General features: G+C 39.2%; 11 protein-coding genes. All 11 read right to left on the bottom strand.

What is annotated here, in order from left to right; genetic code table 11:
• Positions 1-3 precede the first annotated feature (3 nt).
• On the bottom strand, positions 4-480 hold the full coding sequence (locus tag AB4153_RS20310) for a hypothetical protein (protein ID WP_371998502.1): 477 nt from the start codon (positions 478-480) through the stop codon (positions 4-6).
• A gap of 56 nt (positions 481-536) precedes the next feature.
• The gene (locus tag AB4153_RS20305; RefSeq protein ID WP_371998501.1) at positions 537-1,439 is read right to left on the bottom strand and encodes a hypothetical protein; all 903 of its coding nucleotides are present in this window, start codon (positions 1,437-1,439) and stop codon (positions 537-539) included.
• Positions 1,440-1,811: 372 nt separating this feature from the next.
• A complete protein-coding gene (locus AB4153_RS20300; protein WP_371998500.1) occupies positions 1,812-2,759 on the bottom strand; it encodes a hypothetical protein in 948 nt (315 codons plus the stop codon).
• Positions 2,760-3,136: 377 nt separating this feature from the next.
• Entirely contained in the window at positions 3,137-4,615 is a 1,479-nt protein-coding gene (locus tag AB4153_RS20295) for a hypothetical protein (protein ID WP_371998499.1), read from the bottom strand.
• Positions 4,616-5,094: 479 nt separating this feature from the next.
• Complete coding sequence (locus AB4153_RS20290; RefSeq protein WP_371998498.1) at positions 5,095-6,594, bottom strand: hypothetical protein; 1,500 nt, start codon at positions 6,592-6,594, stop codon at positions 5,095-5,097.
• A 279-nt stretch (positions 6,595-6,873) separates the two neighbouring features.
• Positions 6,874-8,655, bottom strand: coding sequence for a glycogen synthase (locus AB4153_RS20285; RefSeq protein WP_371998497.1), 1,782 nt, complete (start codon positions 8,653-8,655; stop codon positions 6,874-6,876).
• A 105-nt stretch (positions 8,656-8,760) separates the two neighbouring features.
• Positions 8,761-10,023 carry a glucose-1-phosphate adenylyltransferase gene (gene glgC, locus AB4153_RS20280; RefSeq protein ID WP_303516915.1) on the bottom strand — a complete coding sequence of 421 codons (1,263 nt, stop codon included), beginning with the start codon at positions 10,021-10,023 and terminating at the stop codon, positions 8,761-8,763.
• 96 nt (positions 10,024-10,119) lie between these two features.
• A complete protein-coding gene (locus tag AB4153_RS20275; protein ID WP_371998496.1) occupies positions 10,120-12,717 on the bottom strand; it encodes a glycogen/starch/alpha-glucan phosphorylase in 2,598 nt (865 codons plus the stop codon).
• Between the two features lie 90 nt (positions 12,718-12,807).
• On the bottom strand, positions 12,808-15,006 hold the full coding sequence (glgX, locus tag AB4153_RS20270; RefSeq protein WP_371998495.1) for a glycogen debranching protein GlgX: 2,199 nt from the start codon (positions 15,004-15,006) through the stop codon (positions 12,808-12,810).
• Positions 15,007-15,008: 2 nt separating this feature from the next.
• A complete protein-coding gene (gene glgB / locus AB4153_RS20265; RefSeq protein WP_371998494.1) occupies positions 15,009-17,237 on the bottom strand; it encodes a 1,4-alpha-glucan branching protein GlgB in 2,229 nt (742 codons plus the stop codon).
• 110 nt (positions 17,238-17,347) lie between these two features.
• Positions 17,348-19,612 carry a 4-alpha-glucanotransferase gene (gene malQ, locus AB4153_RS20260; protein ID WP_371998493.1) on the bottom strand — a complete coding sequence of 755 codons (2,265 nt, stop codon included), beginning with the start codon at positions 19,610-19,612 and terminating at the stop codon, positions 17,348-17,350.
• Between the last annotated feature and the right edge of the window lie 91 nt (positions 19,613-19,703).

Genomic DNA, 19,703 nt, shown 5'->3' with positions numbered 1-19,703 from the left:
TAATTAACACATATCAACGATATCTTCTAATTTCTCTTTAAAATCAGCATCATTAAATTGACCTGTATATGGTGCAATCCAGTCTTGATATTGTTTTTCAAAATACCCGCTGGCACCAAGCCTTAATGCGCTACGGTCATGACTATCTAATTCATCTTCATCCGCTTCTTCTAAGTACTCAAAATAAGATGAGCTTAGGGTGTTGCGGTTGATGTTACCTGCCACTAGGGATATCAACTCAGGTTCGGGCTCTTCGTCACCGTCTAACCAAACTAAAACAGGGTTTTGGGTAACCTTACTGATAGCTTGCAACATCTCATCAATATCATCAGATAAATCAGATGAGCCCATAATATAAAGCTGACCAAAACCTGATTTTAATGAACTGGTCTCAAGCTCTGCTGTATCTTCAACAATCTCTTTAATCTGTTGCCAAACACTCGTTTCAGTTTTAACGATTAACTGTGCGTACATTTCCATCGGTATGTCCTTATAAATGTTTATCTAAATCCGGGGCTATTTATTCCGCTTTTTTGCTATTCCGTCAACACGGTTAATATTGGGTATTTTTTAGGGAAAGAAGAATACGTTGCCTCTTTACCCTCAGGCGTTTGGGCAAAATCCCACATCTGCTGCAGAGGCTCAGGTAATTCAGTGGTATTGAGCTTATGGCGGGTTAAATTTACTAATTTCCAAGCCCTTTTATAACGTTCTTCATCAATGCCTTTAAAGGGGTCCAATAATTCATAATATTGGATGAGCTGTAAAAATTGGTTAACTTCTACAGGTGTACGGCCAAAAGTATAATCTTGCAACGGTGCCATATAAAAAGAAAAATCGCCTAAGTATTGATAATGATCGTTAATATAAGTATCTGGATTGAGCAACAATAGGGTGCCACTACTACAAAAGGCACCAAACGAGCATTTATTTCCTCTTGTTAACTCCTGCCATTGTTGTTCTGTAGTGCCATATAATAAACGGCAATAGACCTCTTCTAGACCATGAACCACTCCTTGTGAATTCCCTTTAAAGTAAACGTTTTGCTTGGCTAATACCCAATGAAAAAAGAAATCTTTATCACGATAACGGTAGTTACTATAGTTTGCTTGTTTCTTGTTATTTGCATCTTCTCTCAATTGACAAAATGTTAAATATAGCTCGGTTATATTTTCCTCTGTTTGCAAAGGATGCAAGAGTAACAAAATGGTACAATTTGCCTGTTCAGGCAGATCTTTTAGCTCATCTTTTATCTCAGGTAATTCACCTGTTAAATAATAACTTTTATAGTAACGGACATCTTTTGGTAAAAAAGACCCCATGTCACGTAATGTTTTGCTCAGTTCAGCCCAGTCTTTTTTACGCTGTTTTACCCAGGTTGGATTATCAAGCTGCCATGGCGTTTTATCTAATAAATCTACGAGTTTTTCTATTAACATGCTGTTGGTCACTCCTTGTTGACAGGTTTTATCGCGCGCTAAAGATGTTAATTAATCTAGCCTATTTAATATCCAATAAAAATAAGGTTGCTGATAACATACAAATTTATCAAGAAACCTATTTTAAAAATACAACCCAGCAATTGTTTTCATTAATATTGACAACCGCTTTAATATTTGAAATGTCGTAAATTATTATCCTAAGTCACTCATTCTAATTTACATTAAACAAAAATCGATTTATGGCAAAAATGGCAGCTGAATTTGCTTGATGATGTTTATCAAGCTTATTGGCTCATCTAATAAAAGCGTAACTGTCAGAAAGACATTAATCATGGAGGCCATGTTGTTAAATAAAGGGTAACGTTATTTTTAAACTAATTTCCCGCGCCTTTTTTTCTTAACAGCACTTCGTTTCTCAAGTAGTTTTTGCTTTAAACTTTTTTCAACTATGGGGTCAGGTAATGGAATTTCTGTAAAAAAGGGGTCAGCTTCTATCATTAACTCCTCTAATGACGCAGCCTTTTGTGCCAGTTGCCACCAATGCTTGATAAACTCCGGTAAGTCATCATTACTCATAGCCTGCTTAACTTGGCTCAAAAACACCCTCCGAATATCTAGATCTTCATCTAAGAACTCAAAGTTTTCGACATAATAGAAAAGCTCCAATATATGAGATTTGTTAGAATATAGTATGTCTTTACCAAAAGCTTCTTCATTTGACCAGGTCAGCGCTTTGGCCCAATATTTAACAGCAAACTGACTCAGCTTATTTTTATTAATGATTCTTGCTTTAGTTAACCAACTGTACATACCTCCAAACTTATATGGCAGCCCAACTAACGTATATTTATCCACTTCAATATTAGGTGCCCTAAAATACCGCCCATCACCTAGGTGCTCAAAATAAAAGTTGACTAACCTTTTCTCCAACCCCATAAAAAAACCATTTTCGTTATCATAATCATTAAAATCTATATCTGCATTCGCTTGGCGAAATAATGCGGCAAAGTAGTTTAATTCATACCGAAGATCATACATATCCTCATGACCATCAAAAACAATATCCCTAATGCTAAGCCAATTATCGAGCGACGAATCAGGATCTAGCCATAAACGGATAACCAAAGGCACAGGGTTATCTTTATCATTTCTGTCCCATTTGGGCGCTTTGCCCTTTATATAATATCTCTTAAAATCAGACAGCTGCTTTTTAGTAAATTTCTCAACAAAATAATCAGAAAAACGAGGGCTAATTTCATGTTCCCAAATAGCCTCTCGTTGAGCGATCCATTCAACGGTTGTTGTATCTTTTCTCATGATAAAATCTCCTCCACTATCTCTTTCATGTCATCTAACAAGTCATTCTCAACAATATTTTTTGACAGTATTTATCATGAAACCTATTTTAAAAAATACAACCCAGCAATTGTTTTCATTACTATCAACTACCGCTCCAGCATTCGAAATATCGGAAGTAATTATGCTATTTTTACTCATCTTGATTTACATTAATTAAAAATCGATTTATGGCAAAAAATGGCAGCAGGATCTACTTGATGATGTGTTGTGGTCAACTAATATTGGCCACGATCTTAGAGTTTGACCAGAACAATCGTTCTGATTCATTGGTTGTCAGTCCGCCGTTATATTGATATGTACGAAGCTGGCAATAATATCCATATATGGCCGTGATATTACTCAGTGATAAAATCAGAGTAGCTAAGGCCATCAACTAATTTGAACTGGTCATCTACACCATGAAGTAAGCCATATACTCCGTGTAAAAAAATACTATAATTACTATCAATAAAGGGGATTATCTTTAGCTTAAGATATGACAAGTAATCTTCAGGGGCTGGGAGTGTTGATTTGGGCTCGTCACTCCTTGAATAGTTAAGATACCTGGCAAAATTAAGATTACTTTCCGTTCTCAATGAATCTAATAAAAACAGTCTATTTGCATTAAACACTCTAGATTTACATAAACCATTCCTAACTCTCGAGCTTTCCGAAATTATAACCCTACGAGATTTATTTAAAATAAATACATTCAAAAACAAGATTGATCTATCAGTGCCTATATATTTAGATGACATTTCAAATCTGTAATGGTAAGCATCACCCTGTCCGACTTCCGACTTAAACTCTTTTGATAGCATACTCTCTAAATTGACTAACTTAACTTCTTTAGGAACATATTCATGCAGACAGAACTCATTTTTCTTTAATTGATAAAAAATATGAGAAATTGGATCTTCACCTTCATCAAAATTAGATATAAAAGTGCTAAAGAATGCACGTTTATATTCGGATTCTGTATTATCTAAAGTTAGTGAAAATTCTTTTGTTAATCTTTTATCGACCCATTCATCTTCTTTATCTTCAAGAGCTGCTTCCCATAACTCAGCCATTCTTTCCAAAGTGAAGCCATACTTTTCAACACACTTTAAAAATTCAGTGACAAACTCTTTTTTTGCTTGGGATGCTGCGTGGCACGCGTGTTCCGGTATAAAGTGCCTTATGTAAAGAAACAGCTGACTTATTGTCTTGACGTTTTGTTTACGTTCAAAAGCCGACTTACCCATATGATGCAGCGAAGAGAACCAAAAAGGCAGTAAAATCAAGAATCCTTGATATTGATTACTACCACACATACTTAACCAATTATTGGCATGCCTAATAAAAGACATAGAGAAATCATTTTTTTTGCTCGCTTCAAGAGGAAATGCCCTAACTTGAAAGGAATTGTATTCTATTAGCTTATCAGTATATTCAACTTCATCATTGATCACCCACTGGAACAGAGTTAAACGACGATGCCAATCATCAAAAGACATAAACTCTTCAGGAACCACTTTTAAAACCGACTTAACTAAGGTTTCCCTGAGGTATTTTGTTTCATATTGTGTTCTTGCTTCACTGGCCATTTCATCAAAATAAGATGTTGAAATAGTAGGGCACCACCTCATTCTAGTATCAAGTGAAGGGGCATATTCAGAACCTTCAGTCCATTCTCCTTTAATGAAATAGCGTTTCATTGCGGATATTCTATTTTTGTTAACACCGTCACATAGCAACTGAAACTCTATAGGCTCCCAAGCAAGCGCCCTATCGGACAGCCATTGTGGATCTTTTAATAACCACACTTCTTTATGAAAACTAAACTTTGCCATTCAACCCACCATAATCTAAAAATCACTTGATTTCGGATTAGCATCTTCCTAGAAGTTAATACTGAATTAAAACCAATTTTCAATAGCTTAATGGATTTACATTAAAGATTCGATAGCTCTTTTAGGTAGGTTTTAAGTCTTTACTGATTAAGTTTGATCAGGAAGAACAAGTAATTATCATGACACCCATTTCTAAAATACAAACCAGAAATTGTTTTCATTACTATTGACTACCGCTCCAGCATTCGAAATATCGGAAGTAATTATGCTATTTTTACTCATCTTGATTTACATTAATTAAAAATCGATTTATGGCAAAAAATGGCAGCAGGATCTACTTGATGATGTGTTGTGGTCAACTAATATTGGCCACGATCTTAGAGTTTGACCAGAACAATCGTTCTGATTCATTGGTTGTCAGTCCGCCGTTATATTGATGCGTACGAAGCTGGCAGTAATATCCATAAATGACCGTGCTATTACTCAGTGATAAAATCAGAGTAGCTAAGGCCATCAACTAATTTGAACTGGTCATCTACACCGTACTGTAACCCATACGCACCATAGATAAAGATACTATAATCTTTATCCTCAAAAGGAATATCCAGCAATTTGAGATAAGTTAGATATTCTTCTGGCTCTGGAGGCATACTATTAGGATCATTATCATCATGGGTATAATTTAAGTAACGTTTAAAACCTAAACCATGCTCCTCCCTTAAAGTATCCATAAGTAATAACCTTCGACCACTGAATATTCTGGAGTTACATACAACATTCCTCAATGCTGAGCTTTCAGTCATAATAACCTTTTGGTTATTATTGTTATCAAGTAATAAAAAAACATTTTGGTATACAGTTAATTTATCTGAACCAATATAAAATGGTGATAATTGGAAACAAGCATGATAAGCATGTACAGTTTCTCGGCATAGTTCGCTTTTAAACTCAGATGTTAGCACATCAGAAATATCAACCAGCTTAATATCGCTTTCATTGTACTTCTGTTCACATAATCCAGAAGACTTCATAGCCTGATGAATTATAAAAACAGGGTCTGATTTACTCTTATAATCACAAATATAAGTATTATAAAAAGCATCTTCTAGTCGAGTTTCTAAATTATCTGAAGTTAGCGGTAAACTACGAACCTCACGACCAACTGACTCATCTTCCTTATTTTCAGCCGTTGCCTTCCATAACTCAGCCATTCTTTCCAAAGTGAAGCCATACTTTTCAACACACTTTAAAAATTCAGTGACAAACTCTTTTTTTGCTTGGGATGCTGCGTGGCATGCGTGTTCCGGTATAAAGTGCCTTATATAAAGAAACAGCTGATTTATTGTCTTGACGTTTTGATCCCATTCAAATATCGACTCGTCCATATGGCGAAGAGAGGTGAACCAAAAAGGCAATAAAATGGTAAACCCTTGATATTGGTTACTATCAATCATATATAACCAATCACTAACCCAGTGAAGATAATGCTTCGAAAAGTAATTTCCATTAGCTTTACTTGTTTCAAGAGGAAATGCCCTAACTTGAAAGGAATTGTATTCTATTAGCTTATCAGTATATTCAACTTCATCATTGGTCACCCACTGGAACAGAGTTAAACGACGATGCCAATCATCAAAAGGCATAAACTCTTCAGGCACTACTTTCATTACTGATTTAACTAATGTTTCCCTAAGGTACTGTGTAGCATATTGTGTCGTGGCTTCACTGACCATTTCATCAAAACAAGATGTTGAAATAGTTGGGCACCACCTCATTCTAGTGTCAAGTGAAGGCGCATACTCTGAGCCTTCAGTCCATTCTCCTTTAATGAAATATCGTTTCATTGCAGATATTCTATTTTTGTTAACACCGTCACATAGCAACAGAAATTCTATGGGCTCCCAAGCAAGCGCCCTATCGGACAGCCATTGTGGATCTTTTACTAACCATACTTCTTTATGAAAACTAAACTTTGCCATTCAACCCACCATAATCCAAAAATCACTTGATTTCGGATTAGCATCTTCCTAGAAGATAACACTTTAATAAAACTAATTTTCAATAGCTTAATGGATTTACATTAAAGATTCGATAGCTCTTTTAGGTAGGTTTTAAGTCTTTACTGATTAAGTTTGATTAGGAAGAAGATAGATTTACTAGGATTAATATCAATGACTAACAGCCATGTGCTCAAGATGCAAAGCTCGCAGATTGTTATATGTGCGAGCTTTGTTCATCAAGCCTTTAGATAATTAACCTTAACTAGAGTAAAGCTTTTCTAAATACTCTTGCGCGACTTTGTGCCAAGTAAATCGAACGTCACTGGCAGATTGCCTCATGGCCAAATACTCATCTGGGTTGTCATTGTGCATGGTTAACGCTTGCTCGAGTACTAATAACAACTGCTGGGCTTGATGTTGTAAATTATTGCCTTCAAATAACCAGCCATTATGTTTATCTGCAATCGTGTCTCTTAGACCACCAACGCCATGGGCAATACACACTTGGCCGTGTTTCATGGCTAATAATTGGCTTATTCCACAAGGCTCAAAACTGCTTGGCATCATAAACAGCTCACCGTATTGATATAGGCTGGTTGATAAACTGTCATCGTAACCATTAAGAAACACAAAGTTATCGTTGTTTGCAGCGACTTTTTGAAACTCTGCGGCAATTTGTTTATCGCCACTGCCTAAAAGGATAAATATTGCTTTTGGTTTAGCTTGTTTTAGTCGCTGTAAAACAGATTGTAAAATAGAACCTGAATTATTGTTGGCTTGCCTTAGCAATAACACTTTTTGATCGGTTAAACGCCCTACTGATGTCATTAAAAAATCACAGACTACACTTGGCTTTGATTGTTTTACCATCAGCATTTGTAAGCGTGTTAAAGCAATTTGATCGACTGCTTTTACATACTCAGATTTACCAAGCCACTTAATAACGGCTTGCTGAGAATGTTCAAATACTTGTGAAATTTGTTTGCTGGAAACAGGCTTTACAGATTTAGCGACTTTCGACACTTTCGACACTGTACTTACTTGAGACACCTTTCTCACTTGGTCATGGGTCACTTGGTTATTAGTCGCCTGTGTTTCATTAGTCACTTGGTCATGAGTCGCCTGAGTTTCATAAATACAGCCATTAAGTATGCCGACTACGTCACCTCGATAATGCTTATCCAGCAATGAACCTTCTAAACCTTCCCCACCAAAAAAACCGTTTTGGTGATCGGATGCCATTAACACTTCATTGGCATAAGTCGGTGACACCAAATGGACCTTATCACTGAGTTCAATGCCCATTTTCATCGGGTTAATACAATGAGGATAGCGAGGATCACTGATTTGGGTTTTCTGTGCTTGAGTTAATTTCATCGTTAACTCAGGGAACCATGCCGTAAATGAGGACACATCTTCACGAATTGGACGAATGCCCTGTAAGGCTAAATTATGAATAGAAAACACACAAGGTAAGGCTTTAAGCGCTGCATATTCAGATGCAAAGGCACGTAGCATCACTAACATTCCTGCATGCCAATCATGCATATGCAAGATATCAACCGGGGCTATGACGGCATCGATATAAGCTTGCGCTACCGCTAAGTTAAACAAGGCAAACTTAGTGGCATCTTCTGCAAACGGACGGTCTGGAGCACCTTCGGTATACACTTGGTTATCTGGGCTATTAAATAAATGATGTTCAAACAAATAAACCGAGCTAGATAACTCAATACTTTTGTCTTGCGAGCTTGTATCTTGCGTGCTTTTATCTAGCAAGCCAGTCGCTGTTACAAATGGCGCAGGCATTTTGTAGACTTCGATTGTTTCAAGATTGGCGCCAAACTTTACCACGACCTTAGCAATAAACTCTGCGTTGTTGTCTTTGGCAATGAAACCATAATTAGGCATTGCCACATCAACACACACATCAACTTTGGCGAGTGCTGGTGGTAAGTCACGGATAACATCGGCCATTCCACCTACTTTGGCCCCTTTTATTGCGTCGTTTTCTGCTGCGATCATCAACACTTTTTTCACGTTGCTGGTTACCTTTTCAATATTTAATTTGGAACTTATTACGTCGATAGCGATATCTAACTAACAAGCGGCTACTTAATGACATAACCGCTTATTGAGTCAGATTTACTCGTAACCTACTGGCAGTCCGAGCATTTTACGGGTGACTAAAGTGATACCTTTTTCAGAGACTCTAAAACCACGGGCTAAATCTTGCTCGCGGCTGTAACCTATTTCCATGCCCTCAGGTATCACGCAGCCGCGATCGATAATTGCATTCTGGATACGACAGTTTTTAAGCACCACCACATCAGGTAACAGCACTGAGTCTTTAACAAATGAGTAAGAGCAGACTCTGACTTCATCAAACAACACACTGCGTTTAACTTTAGCGCCCGAAATAATACAACCACCAGAGACAATAGAATCCACTGCCATACCGCGACGGTCATCATCATCAAAAACAAACTTTGCTGGTGGCAATTGTTCTTGATAAGTCCAAATCGGCCACTTGGCGTCATACAGGTTTAACGCTGGAGTTGGCGAGAGTAATTCCATGTTAGCTTGGAAGAATGAATCTAAGGTGCCTACATCACGCCAATACGCTGGCTCGTCTGGAACTGCACTGGTAAACGGAAATGCAAACACATTGGCTTCTTTAATGATGGCTGGAATAATGTCTTTGCCAAAATCTCGGTCAGAATTCGCGTTGTCAGCATCTTTTCGCAGTTGGTCAAACAAGAATTTAGTATTGAATACATAGTTGCCCATAGAGGCTAAACAGAACTCTTCGTTACCCGGAATCGATTTAGGCAGCTCTGGTTTTTCTTCAAAACCAATCACTCTTTTATCTTCATCCACTTCCATCACACCAAATGAGCCTGCCGCTTCTGGAATTGGGGTTTCTAGGCAACATACTGTCATGTCAGCACCAGATTCAGCATGGGCTGCGAGTAAACCAGCATAATCCATACGATAGACATGGTCGCCAGATAAAATCATCACGTATTTAGGTATTTCATGGCGAATGATATCGATATTTTGAAACACTGCATCGGCGGTGCCTTCATACCAATTTCCTGAGGTTTGCTGTGATGCAGGTAATATCTCTACCGACTCACCGAGTTCTTTTTTAAAGTGACCCCAACCACGGCTAACATGACGTATCAAAGAATGAGATTTGTATTGGGTAACAACCCCAACTCGGCGAATGCCTGAGTTAATGCAATTAGATAATGGAAAATCGATAATGCGGAATTTACCACCAAAATATAAGGCAGGTTTTGCACGCCAATCGGTTAGCTCATGTAAACGAGAACCTCGTCCACCAGCTAAAATAAGCGCATAGGTATCGCGGGTAAGATTACTAATATAACGAACATTCGACATAAATATTAACTCCTAACTGTACGACTTTGGTTAGGGGCTGCAACTTGTAGAAAACGCACTTCTAGCAAGCTAACAAGCCCTTTAGCTATCTGATGATTATTTGGCTAGCCAAATTTCGTCACGATATGCACTAATAGTGTTGTCACTTGAAAAACGTCCGCTTGCGGCAGTATTTCGAATACTCATTTGCGTCCAATGCTGTTGATCAGCATATGCTTTAGACACTTGGTCTTGAGCGACTTTATAAGCTTCGAAATCTGCTGCGATCATCCATTGATCAAAAGGATCTTCGATAGCATGAATAATGCTGTCGAATATTCCCGGTTCCACTAAATTGAAATGACCACTCTTAAGCATGTTTAACACTTGATTAAGCGCGGTCGATTGTTGAATAAATTGTTGAGGGTTATAGTTTGTTTTAAGTTGGCTGACCTGGTCTGCATTAAGACCAAAGAGGAAAAAGTTTTCTTCCCCTACTTCTTCAAGCATCTCGATATTTGCGCCATCTAATGTGCCAATGGTCATCGCACCGTTCATCATAAATTTCATGTTGCCAGTACCTGACGCTTCTTTACCTGCTGTTGAAATTTGCTCAGATAAATCGGTACCAGGACAGATTTTTTCCATAGCGCTAACGTTGTAATTTGGCAAGAAAGCAAAACGCAGATAAGGCGTAACGACGGGATCTGAATTCACCATATGTGCGACGTTGTTGGCTAATTTGATAATTTGCTTGGCCATCGCATAACCAGGAGCAGCTTTACCACCAATAAGCACACAACGAGGCTGTAGGCCTTCGGTATCACCCGCGACAATACGCTGGTATAAATGGATGACATGCAGAATATTTAATAACTGTCTTTTGTACTCATGGATCCTTTTTACCTGCACATCAAACATCATTGCAGGATCAAACGACACATTGCATTCTTCAAGGACTAACTTGGCTAAATCAACCTTGTTGTCGAATTTCACTTGTTGCCACTGTTTCATAAACGCTTTGTCATCAGTGAACGCATTTAATGCTGTCAACTGGGTTAAATCCGTCACCCATTGCTCACCTAAACGGCGATTTAATAAATCAGCTAGCCTAGGATTACAGTGAGCAAGCCATCGCCTTGGCGTTACGCCGTTGGTTTTGTTATTAAACTTTTGTGGCCACAATTGATAAAAGTCTTTAAACAAACCTTTTTTCAGTAAATCAGTATGCAGACCAGCAACCCCATTCACCGAAAAGCTTGCCACAATCGCTAAATAAGCCATTCGCACATGAGGCTCTGGTCCTTCTTCAATAATCGACATACTGGCAAGTTTATGGTTATCACCAGGCCATTGATGCGCGACTTCTTCAAGATAGCGCGCATTGATTTCGTAAATTATGTCTAAAATCCGCGGCAGCATGTTTTTCAACATACGCACTGGCCAGCGTTCAAGTGCTTCAGGTAATAAAGTGTGATTGGTATAAGCAACGCTTTTTGAAGTGATGTCCCATGCTTGCTCCCAACCTAAGCCATAATTGTCCATCAATAGGCGCATCATCTCAGGGACTGCAATACTAGGATGGGTATCATTAAGCTGCATGACGTTTAGTTCACTAAAGCGGCTAAAGTCTTGGCCGAATACTGTAATGTAGCGTTGTAAAATATCTTGCAGACTGGCTGATGATAAAAAGTATTGTTGCCTTAATCGTAACTCTTTACCGTTTTCACTTGCATCGTTGGGGTAAAGCACCATGGTAATTTGTTCGGCTAAGTTTTTACGGGCTACCGCTTCGGTATAATCACCATCATTAAACTCTGCTAAATCAAAGTCATCGGTGGCTTCAGCTTTCCATAACCGCAAAGTATTGATACGGCCATTTTTAAACCCTGGCACTGGCATATCATGGGGAACAGCTTGAACATCTTGGGTATCAACCCACACATAGTGCCGGTGACCTTCAGGATCGACATAAGATTCTGTATGACCAAAAAAAGGCACTGTAATGGCATGGTTTGCCATTCTCACTTCCCATGGGTTGCCTTCACGTAACCAGCGATCAGGTTGCTCTACCTGATAACCATCAACCAATTTTTGTTTGAACATGCCATATTCATAACGAATACCGTAGCCCACAACTGATAAATCTAAATTGGCACAACTGTCTAAAAAGCATGCCGCTAAGCGCCCTAAACCGCCGTTACCTAAACCTGCATCTAACTCCGCCTCTTGCAGGGTTTCTAAATTGGCTGAATAATCCGTTAATGCATCGTTAGTCTCTTGGGTTAAATCTAAACTGAGTAAGGCATTGCCTAAAGTACGCCCCATTAAGAACTCTAACGATAAGTAGGCTATTTGTTTTTGCTGATACTGGTTATCTTTTAACCGAGTTTCTCGCCATTGCGGTAATAATTGCGATTTAACTGTTGAAGCAAGCGCACTATAAATATCGTTCACGGCTTGTTCATCGCGGCACAATGCCCCATGAAACTGGCGTTCAAATGTTGCAGCTAAGGTATCGCATGGGTCACAATCAGTGATTTTTGCATTAGCTGTGTTCTTGTTGGCGACTGGCTTTTTAGCGGTGCGTTTCGCCGTGTTAGCTTTGGTCTTAGCGACAGGCTTTTGTTTCACTTCTTCGGCATTATTCACAGCAGATAAATTGTCCGCCGAGCCTACATTTGTTGCTGGCGTTTTTCCTTTAGTCACAGTCATCGATAAAACTCCTTTATTACCCGCTTAATTTAAATGTTAATTTCGAAAATTATTTAATAAAAATTTGAGTTAATTCATTTATATAGATGTTTATTCGTTTTGCTGTTCACATGCATGGAATAACATTAAGCTTCTGCCTAACAAGGTCAGTTGATAACTGCATGCATAACTCGGTTCTACAACTTGTTCTGATGCGCCATCATCTATGGTTGTAACAGCGACTTTGACTTTGTTTTTCGCCAACAAGCTTTCAATATCACTATTAGCAAGTTGCTGCGTGTTGATTAACGGTTGCCACTGGCTAAAACCTTCAATAATCGGCAAAACAAATTGTTGTGATTGCTCATCGGCATTAAGCAGTAGTAATAAGGCTTGAGGGTGTTGATAAGGCGGTAAGGTTTCGCACGTTAATACCACCGCTAATGTGCGCGCTTCAAACTCGCTCCACTGACGCTTGACCATGGGTTCGCCGTGTCGGCTATACCAGATAAATCCATTGTCATTTTGATCTTCTGGCTGATGTATAAATTCGCGATGACATAAGGCTGGGAAACGTTTACGTAATTTGATTAGTTCGGCGGTAAACTCGACCAATGGCCAATCGATATTTTGCCAATCAATCCAACAAATACGATTATCTTGGCAGTAAGCATTATTGTTACCTTGTTGGCTATGCCCCATTTCATCGCCACTTAATAACATTGGCACGCCTTGGGATAGCATTAATGTGGTGAGAAGGTTTCGCTGCTGGCGTGAACGAATTTGAAGAATATCACCGTCATCCGTTTGCCCTTCTACGCCATAGTTATGGCTGAGGTTTTCATGATGACCATCACGATTATCCTCGCCATTATCTAGATTATGACGTTGCTGATAACTCACCACGTCATGCAAAGTAAAACCATCATGGCTGGTGATAAAATTAATACTGGCTGAGGGACTGCGGCCATGATGTTCAAAAAAGTCACCAGAACCATGAAAGCGTCTAGCAAATTCAGGCAACATGCCATTATCACCACGCCAAAATCGTCTCATAGTATCGCGATATCTATCGTTCCATTCACTGAAAGCAATAGGATAATTACCCAATTGGTAGCCTCCAGGACCTATGTCCCAGGGTTCTGCAATCAGTTTCACTTGGCATAGCACTGGATCTTGAGATATCGCATCAAAAAAACCACACCCAGGGTCAAAACCATAGGTTTCACGACCTAAGCAACTGGCTAAATCAAATCTAAAGCCATCCACTCCCATGACCTCAACCCAATAACGTAGTGAATCCATGATCAGCTGTAATACTTGCGGATGATTGGAGTTAAACGTATTTCCGCAACCCGTATCGTTAATGTATAAACGCTGATCGTTTGACACTAAGCGGTAATAACTGGCGTTATCAATTCCGCGAAAGCTTAACGTTGGGCCTAGGCGATTACCTTCTGCCGTATGGTTATAAACTACATCCAAAATGACTTCGATATTCGCTTCATGGAAAGCATCCACCATGTCTCGAAACTCAGTGATACTGTCACCACTGAGATAACTTGGATTGGGTGCAAAAAAACCAATACTGTTATAGCCCCAGTAATTACTTAGGTTTTTTTCAATCAAGAAGGGTTCATTGAAAAAACTTTGTACAGGTAATAGTTCAATGCAATTAACCCCGAGCTGAGATAGGTATTGAATTGAGTTTTTTGATGCAAGACCTGCGAAGGTTCCCTTAATTTCATCGTCAACCTCATGATTCAAGACACTAAAGCCTTTCACATGTGTTTCATAAATAATGGTTTGCTCTAAAGGAATGTTTGGACGCTTTATCGTTTTTTGCTTTAATGCGCGATCGTCTATCACCACACATTTAGGCATAAAATTCGCGTTATCAATATCGCAAAAAGACAGGTCGGACTCGCTACTGTCTAGTGCATACCCGTAATTGGCATCATTGGGTTCAAGCTCACCTAGCAGTTGTTTTGCATATGGGTCGAGCAATAATTTATGGTGGTTAAATCGATGTCCAAGCATCGGCTGGTAAGGGCCGTAAACGCGATAGCCATATAAAGTCCCTGCAGTCAGTCCTTCAAGATAACCGTGCCAAATTTGTCTGGTTTTTTGCGGTAGGACAAACTGTTGCTCATTCAAACCATATTGGTCGAAAATACAAAGCACCACCTTGGTTGCATGAGCTGAAAATAATGAAAAGTTAACCCCATTATCATCCACAGATGAACCCAATGGATAAGGGCTACCAGTTGCTACACTCTCTAAAAGTTGTTGAGATTTAGCATATGACATGACTAATCCTCATCCAGCACATTATTTGAGTTAACGGCTAACACAACACAAGCTAACGGTGGCACAGTGATCACACCACTGCCTTTCATTCCCTGCCACGCTTCCTTATCGTAAGCAATGACACTATTGGTCACATCACTGCCTCCATAACAATGACTATCGCTGTTAAGCACTTCGACATAATCTTGCTCAAGTGGTAATCCAACACGAAAATGATGATGCACTTGTGGGGTCATATTAATGATGAAGACTAAATGTTCATCGGTTGATTTTGCATAGCGTACAAAGCTAAACACACTGTGTTGACTGTTATCACAGTCGAGCCATTGAAAGCCGGTGGTTTGATGATCTAATTCGTACATACAAGGATATTGCAGATAGAGGTTATTTAAATCCCTCACCCAATCTTGCATGCCTTGATGTGGTGCATATTGTAGTAAATGCCAATCTAAACTCTGGTTATGGTTCCACTCATCACGTTGAGCAAACTCTGACCCCATAAAGATTAACTTCTTACCTGGTTGGCCCCACATTAAGCCAAAGTATGCCCGTAATGTGGCAAATTTTTGCCAATCATCACCTGGGATTTTGTGTAGCAGCGAGCCTTTACCATGTACCACTTCATCATGGCTGACGGATAATATAAATTGCTCGGTGTATGCATAAACCAGCGCAAAGGTCAGTTCATGATGGTGATGACTTCGATAAATGGGATCGCGTTTTAAGTAGCTTAAGCTGTCATTCATCCAGCCCATGTTCCATTTAAACCCAAAGCCTAAGCCGCCATTTACAGTAGAGTTAGTTACCCCAGGCCACGCCGTCGACTCTTCAGCAATCATGGTCACGCCTGGATAGGATGCATAAATTCGTTCATTCAATAATTTCAAGAATTCGATGGCTTGAATGTTTTCACGACCACCATATTCATTAGGTAACCATTGCCCTGAATCTCGGCTGTAATCTAAATACAGCATCGATGACACGGCATCTAAACGCAGTCCGTCGAAATGAAACTCTTCTAACCAATAACACGCGTTACTGAGCAAAAAACTTTGTACTTCACCGCGGCCATAGTTGTAAATCAAAGTGTCCCAATCAGGGTGTTCCCCTTGACGTGGATCTTCGTGTTCATACAAGCAGCTACCATCAAACTTTGATAAACCATGGGGATCTTTTGGAAAGTGTGCAGGTACCCAATCCAGCAAAACACCAATATCACGGGCATGACAGGCGTCAATAAAGGCTTTCAAACCTACAGGATCACCAAATCTATAAGTCGCTGCATACAAACCTACGGGCTGATACCCCCATGATCCGTCAAATGGGTATTCACTAATGGGCATCAATTGAAGATGGGTAAAACCCATTTCTTCAATATAAGGTATGAGTTGGTCTATTAAGTCTTGATAGTTTAAATATTCATCACCCAACTCACCTTTACGTTTCCACGAGGCTAGTTGAACTTCATAGGTCGACATTGGTGCATGATGTAGTTGTGTATCGCCACGCTGTGTAAGCCAGTGATTGTCATTCCATTGATAATCACTTTTTGCAGGAATAACTGAAGAATTGCCTGGTGCAGATTGCATTTGTACTGCGTATGGATCCGCTTTTTCAACCTGTTCACCATATTGATTGGTAATTTGATACTTATAAAATTGCCCAGCACTGGCATGGGGTAAAAAGATTTCCCATATACCGTTACTTGGATGAAAACGCATTACATGCTGCCTGCCATCCCAATGATTAACATCGCCGACCAAAGACACTCGCTTAGCATTGGGCGCCCAGACGCAAAAATGTACACCTTCAACGCCTTGCGTTTGGCGCCAGTTTGCACCTAGAAACTGATAACTCTTTTGCTGTTTTCCCTCAGCAAATAAATACACATCATCTGGGTTTATCAGCGAGCTAAATTGATAAGGATCGATAATGGTTTCAACGCTCATTGGATAAGTGACTTTTAGGCTATACAAAAAAGGCTTTACCCTTCGTCCCATCACGCCGGCAAATAAACCTTGATCGTCTATCTGGGCAAGTTCAGCCACTTTTTTACCGTCTTTCAAACTCATCACTTCAACGGCAATCGCGCCTTTAATGAAACAACGCACCAATAATGACTTACCATTTTCAGCCTTATGCATACCTAAGAGTGAAAACACATCGGTATAGTCACCGCTTAAAATTGCGATATCAGATCCATGATTAAAATAAGGGGCATTAGTCGTCATTGTTTATTGCTCCATGTAAAAGTTAATTTGTTACTGTCGCCCTACTACTTGCACTTAATGGTTAACAACAGTCTTAATAAGTTGGATTTGTTGGCCGTTACATCAAAATGTTATTCAATTGAACCTGCCGATTGCGAACACGATTCTGCAAGTGCAGATTGCTTGCAATGACGAGCACGATTAACAATATGAAGTTTTAGCTTCACATCTTCTGAGTCCATTATTTGCTCTAAACTCTGAGACAATCTGCGCCGCCAATTAGGATATTCTTTCCAAGTTCCTGGGATATTTATCGGCTTAACTTCATTAATAAGATCGTCAAGTTGAACGCTATACAACATGGATTCACCGGATGCTGTAAGTGATAACCATGCATGAATAAGCGCGGGTTGATTGATATCGTCTAAAGTGATGTGTGACGGTAAAAAGTGCTTTGATTTAAGCAAATCTAATAATTGCAGTTTCTCATTAAGCCTGTCGTTCAACGCGTTATATTTCTGCTCAGTGTCAGTTAAACCAAGTTGTTGCCTTAACTGAATGTCGTCGCCATTCCACCAAGCTGACAGTGTTGGTACATCATGATTTGCTAACATCATCAAACTATGTGGTTTATAAAATTCAGGCGGTGTAAACCCATGGTAATTTTTTGTGAAATAGAACAGTTCGTTAGAAAAGATTTTAGCTTTTGATAAGTTTTGAACAATCTCAGGTGGAACAATGCCTAAGTCTTCACCAATTAATAAACATTGTGCTCGCTGACTTTCGAGACACAGAATCGCCAATAACGTATCTAGTGGATAATAAACATAAGCACCATTACCGAGATGAGTATCTGTAGGCCACCACCATAAACGTAATAACCCCATCACATGATCAATCCGTAACCCACCACAAGACTCCATATTACTGCGAATGAGCGTAATAAAATGCTGGTAACTTTGCTGCTGAAGGTTAATAGGATCAAGTGGGGTTAGCCCCCAATTCTGCCCTTGTGGCGCGAAAGGATCTGGCGGCGCGCCGATATTCGCTTGCTGGCAAAAATATCTAGCATTTTGCTGTACCTCAGAACCCGTTGGAGATGCCCCAACAGCCATGTCCCTGACTAAGCCAATCTGCATGCCGACAGATTTAGCTTTTAACTGACATAAAGCTAATTGTTCTGCAGCCACAAACTGTAAGTAACAAATAAAATCAGCTTCATAGCTAACATTAATATGATGAGGTTCAGCTGCTGGGCTGTTATTGGATAAAGCTAATTGATGATCGACAAATTGACTTAAAGCTTCTCCCTGTTGCTTTTTAAATTGAGTGAATTGTTTAAATCGCTTTGAACGTTTCGAGCTATTTTTAGTGATAAATACGTCAAACAATAATCGATAGATTGAATACTTAACTTGATAAACAGCCGAGTAATTGAGTAGCTCTTCATTGAATAAATCCGTTTTTTTATTATCAAATTCATCAGACTGAATTATGGCCGCGATACTTGCGTATTCGTCTACTGATTCAATGTGGATATATAAAGGATTTAATCGACGGCGATCATCAGGGCTGTACGGGCTGACACTATCGGGTAAACCTAAAGCATGCAGCGGATTTAATAATATAAAATCAGCACCTTGTTCAGCTGAATAATCAATTAGCTTTTGCAAGTCGTTAAAGTCACCAATGCCCCATTGACTGTGACTCTTAATGCTATATAGCTGCGTGCTTATTCCCCAAGGTTTACTCGCATCAACTCCATTTGTGTTTACATGAGCATTTGAACCTAGCTTGGAAGCTGAATTAGCTTTTAAATGCGTTGTTAATTCCGACTCTTGATGCTCAACAGTGCCACAATATGCACTGCGCGGCGCAAGCATAAATATGCCAGTATATGTTTGGGTGTAATTATCTGATTCGGTGGTTAAACTAATTTGATGATAACCAAGACCCACTGGTATATTAGATTCAAGATTTAATCGATATTGGTATTTGAAGTACTTAATTGAATCAAGTTGATAATCTCCAACAATGGATAGCTGATGACTATGCACTTGAAAACGATAAACATCGCCTTGTTCGCTAATGATTTCAACCCGCAATTGCCCGATAAATGATTCAGGAAAAAATACTTCCACTACCGGTTTATCAACATTGCTCCACTGAAAATGATGCAAAGGAATTAGCCATGGCTTTACGTCAAGTTCATAAATCCGTTGCTCAATATAAGCATCACTAAAACTCTGTTTATTCGGATCTTTATCTAAATAACCCAAACACATTGATTTTAGAATTCCATTTCTATCTTCAGGGCAAATGTGAATATTGTTGCCAAAGCAATCAATAAATTCAGCCCCTACGCCTTGCAAATACAGTAACTTCTCCAGTCCCATATTTGTCTTCCTCGCGAATAACATAACTGGTTAATAACTCAGCACTAACCATGCCAGTAAAACATCACAGTTTAACTACAGTGATATTTCA

This window comes from Shewanella sp. 10N.286.52.E4, from assembly GCF_041468785.1.
Taxonomy (GTDB): Bacteria; Pseudomonadota; Gammaproteobacteria; order Enterobacterales; family Shewanellaceae; genus Shewanella; species Shewanella electrodiphila.
Note: the sequence above shows the minus strand (reverse complement) of the source record. Positions and strands in the feature narration are given on the sequence as shown.

Bases quoted from the DNA above. Each gene is read 5' to 3' on its own strand.
- AB4153_RS20305 (WP_371998501.1), bottom strand. From the start codon at position 1,439: ATGTTAATAGAAAAACTCGTAGATTTATTAGATAAAACGCCATGGCAG.
- AB4153_RS20300 (WP_371998500.1), bottom strand. From the start codon at position 2,759: ATGAGAAAAGATACAACAACCGTTGAATGGATCGCTCAACGAGAGGCT.
- AB4153_RS20275 (WP_371998496.1), bottom strand. From the start codon at position 12,717: ATGACTGTGACTAAAGGAAAAACGCCAGCAACAAATGTAGGCTCGGCG.
- glgC (WP_303516915.1), bottom strand. From the start codon at position 10,023: ATGTCGAATGTTCGTTATATTAGTAATCTTACCCGCGATACCTATGCG.
- malQ (WP_371998493.1), bottom strand. From the start codon at position 19,612: ATGGGACTGGAGAAGTTACTGTATTTGCAAGGCGTAGGGGCTGAATTT.
- AB4153_RS20310 (WP_371998502.1), bottom strand. From the start codon at position 480: ATGGAAATGTACGCACAGTTAATCGTTAAAACTGAAACGAGTGTTTGG.
- glgB (WP_371998494.1), bottom strand. From the start codon at position 17,237: ATGACGACTAATGCCCCTTATTTTAATCATGGATCTGATATCGCAATT.
- glgX (WP_371998495.1), bottom strand. From the start codon at position 15,006: ATGTCATATGCTAAATCTCAACAACTTTTAGAGAGTGTAGCAACTGGT.
- AB4153_RS20295 (WP_371998499.1), bottom strand. From the start codon at position 4,615: ATGGCAAAGTTTAGTTTTCATAAAGAAGTGTGGTTATTAAAAGATCCA.
- AB4153_RS20290 (WP_371998498.1), bottom strand. From the start codon at position 6,594: ATGGCAAAGTTTAGTTTTCATAAAGAAGTATGGTTAGTAAAAGATCCA.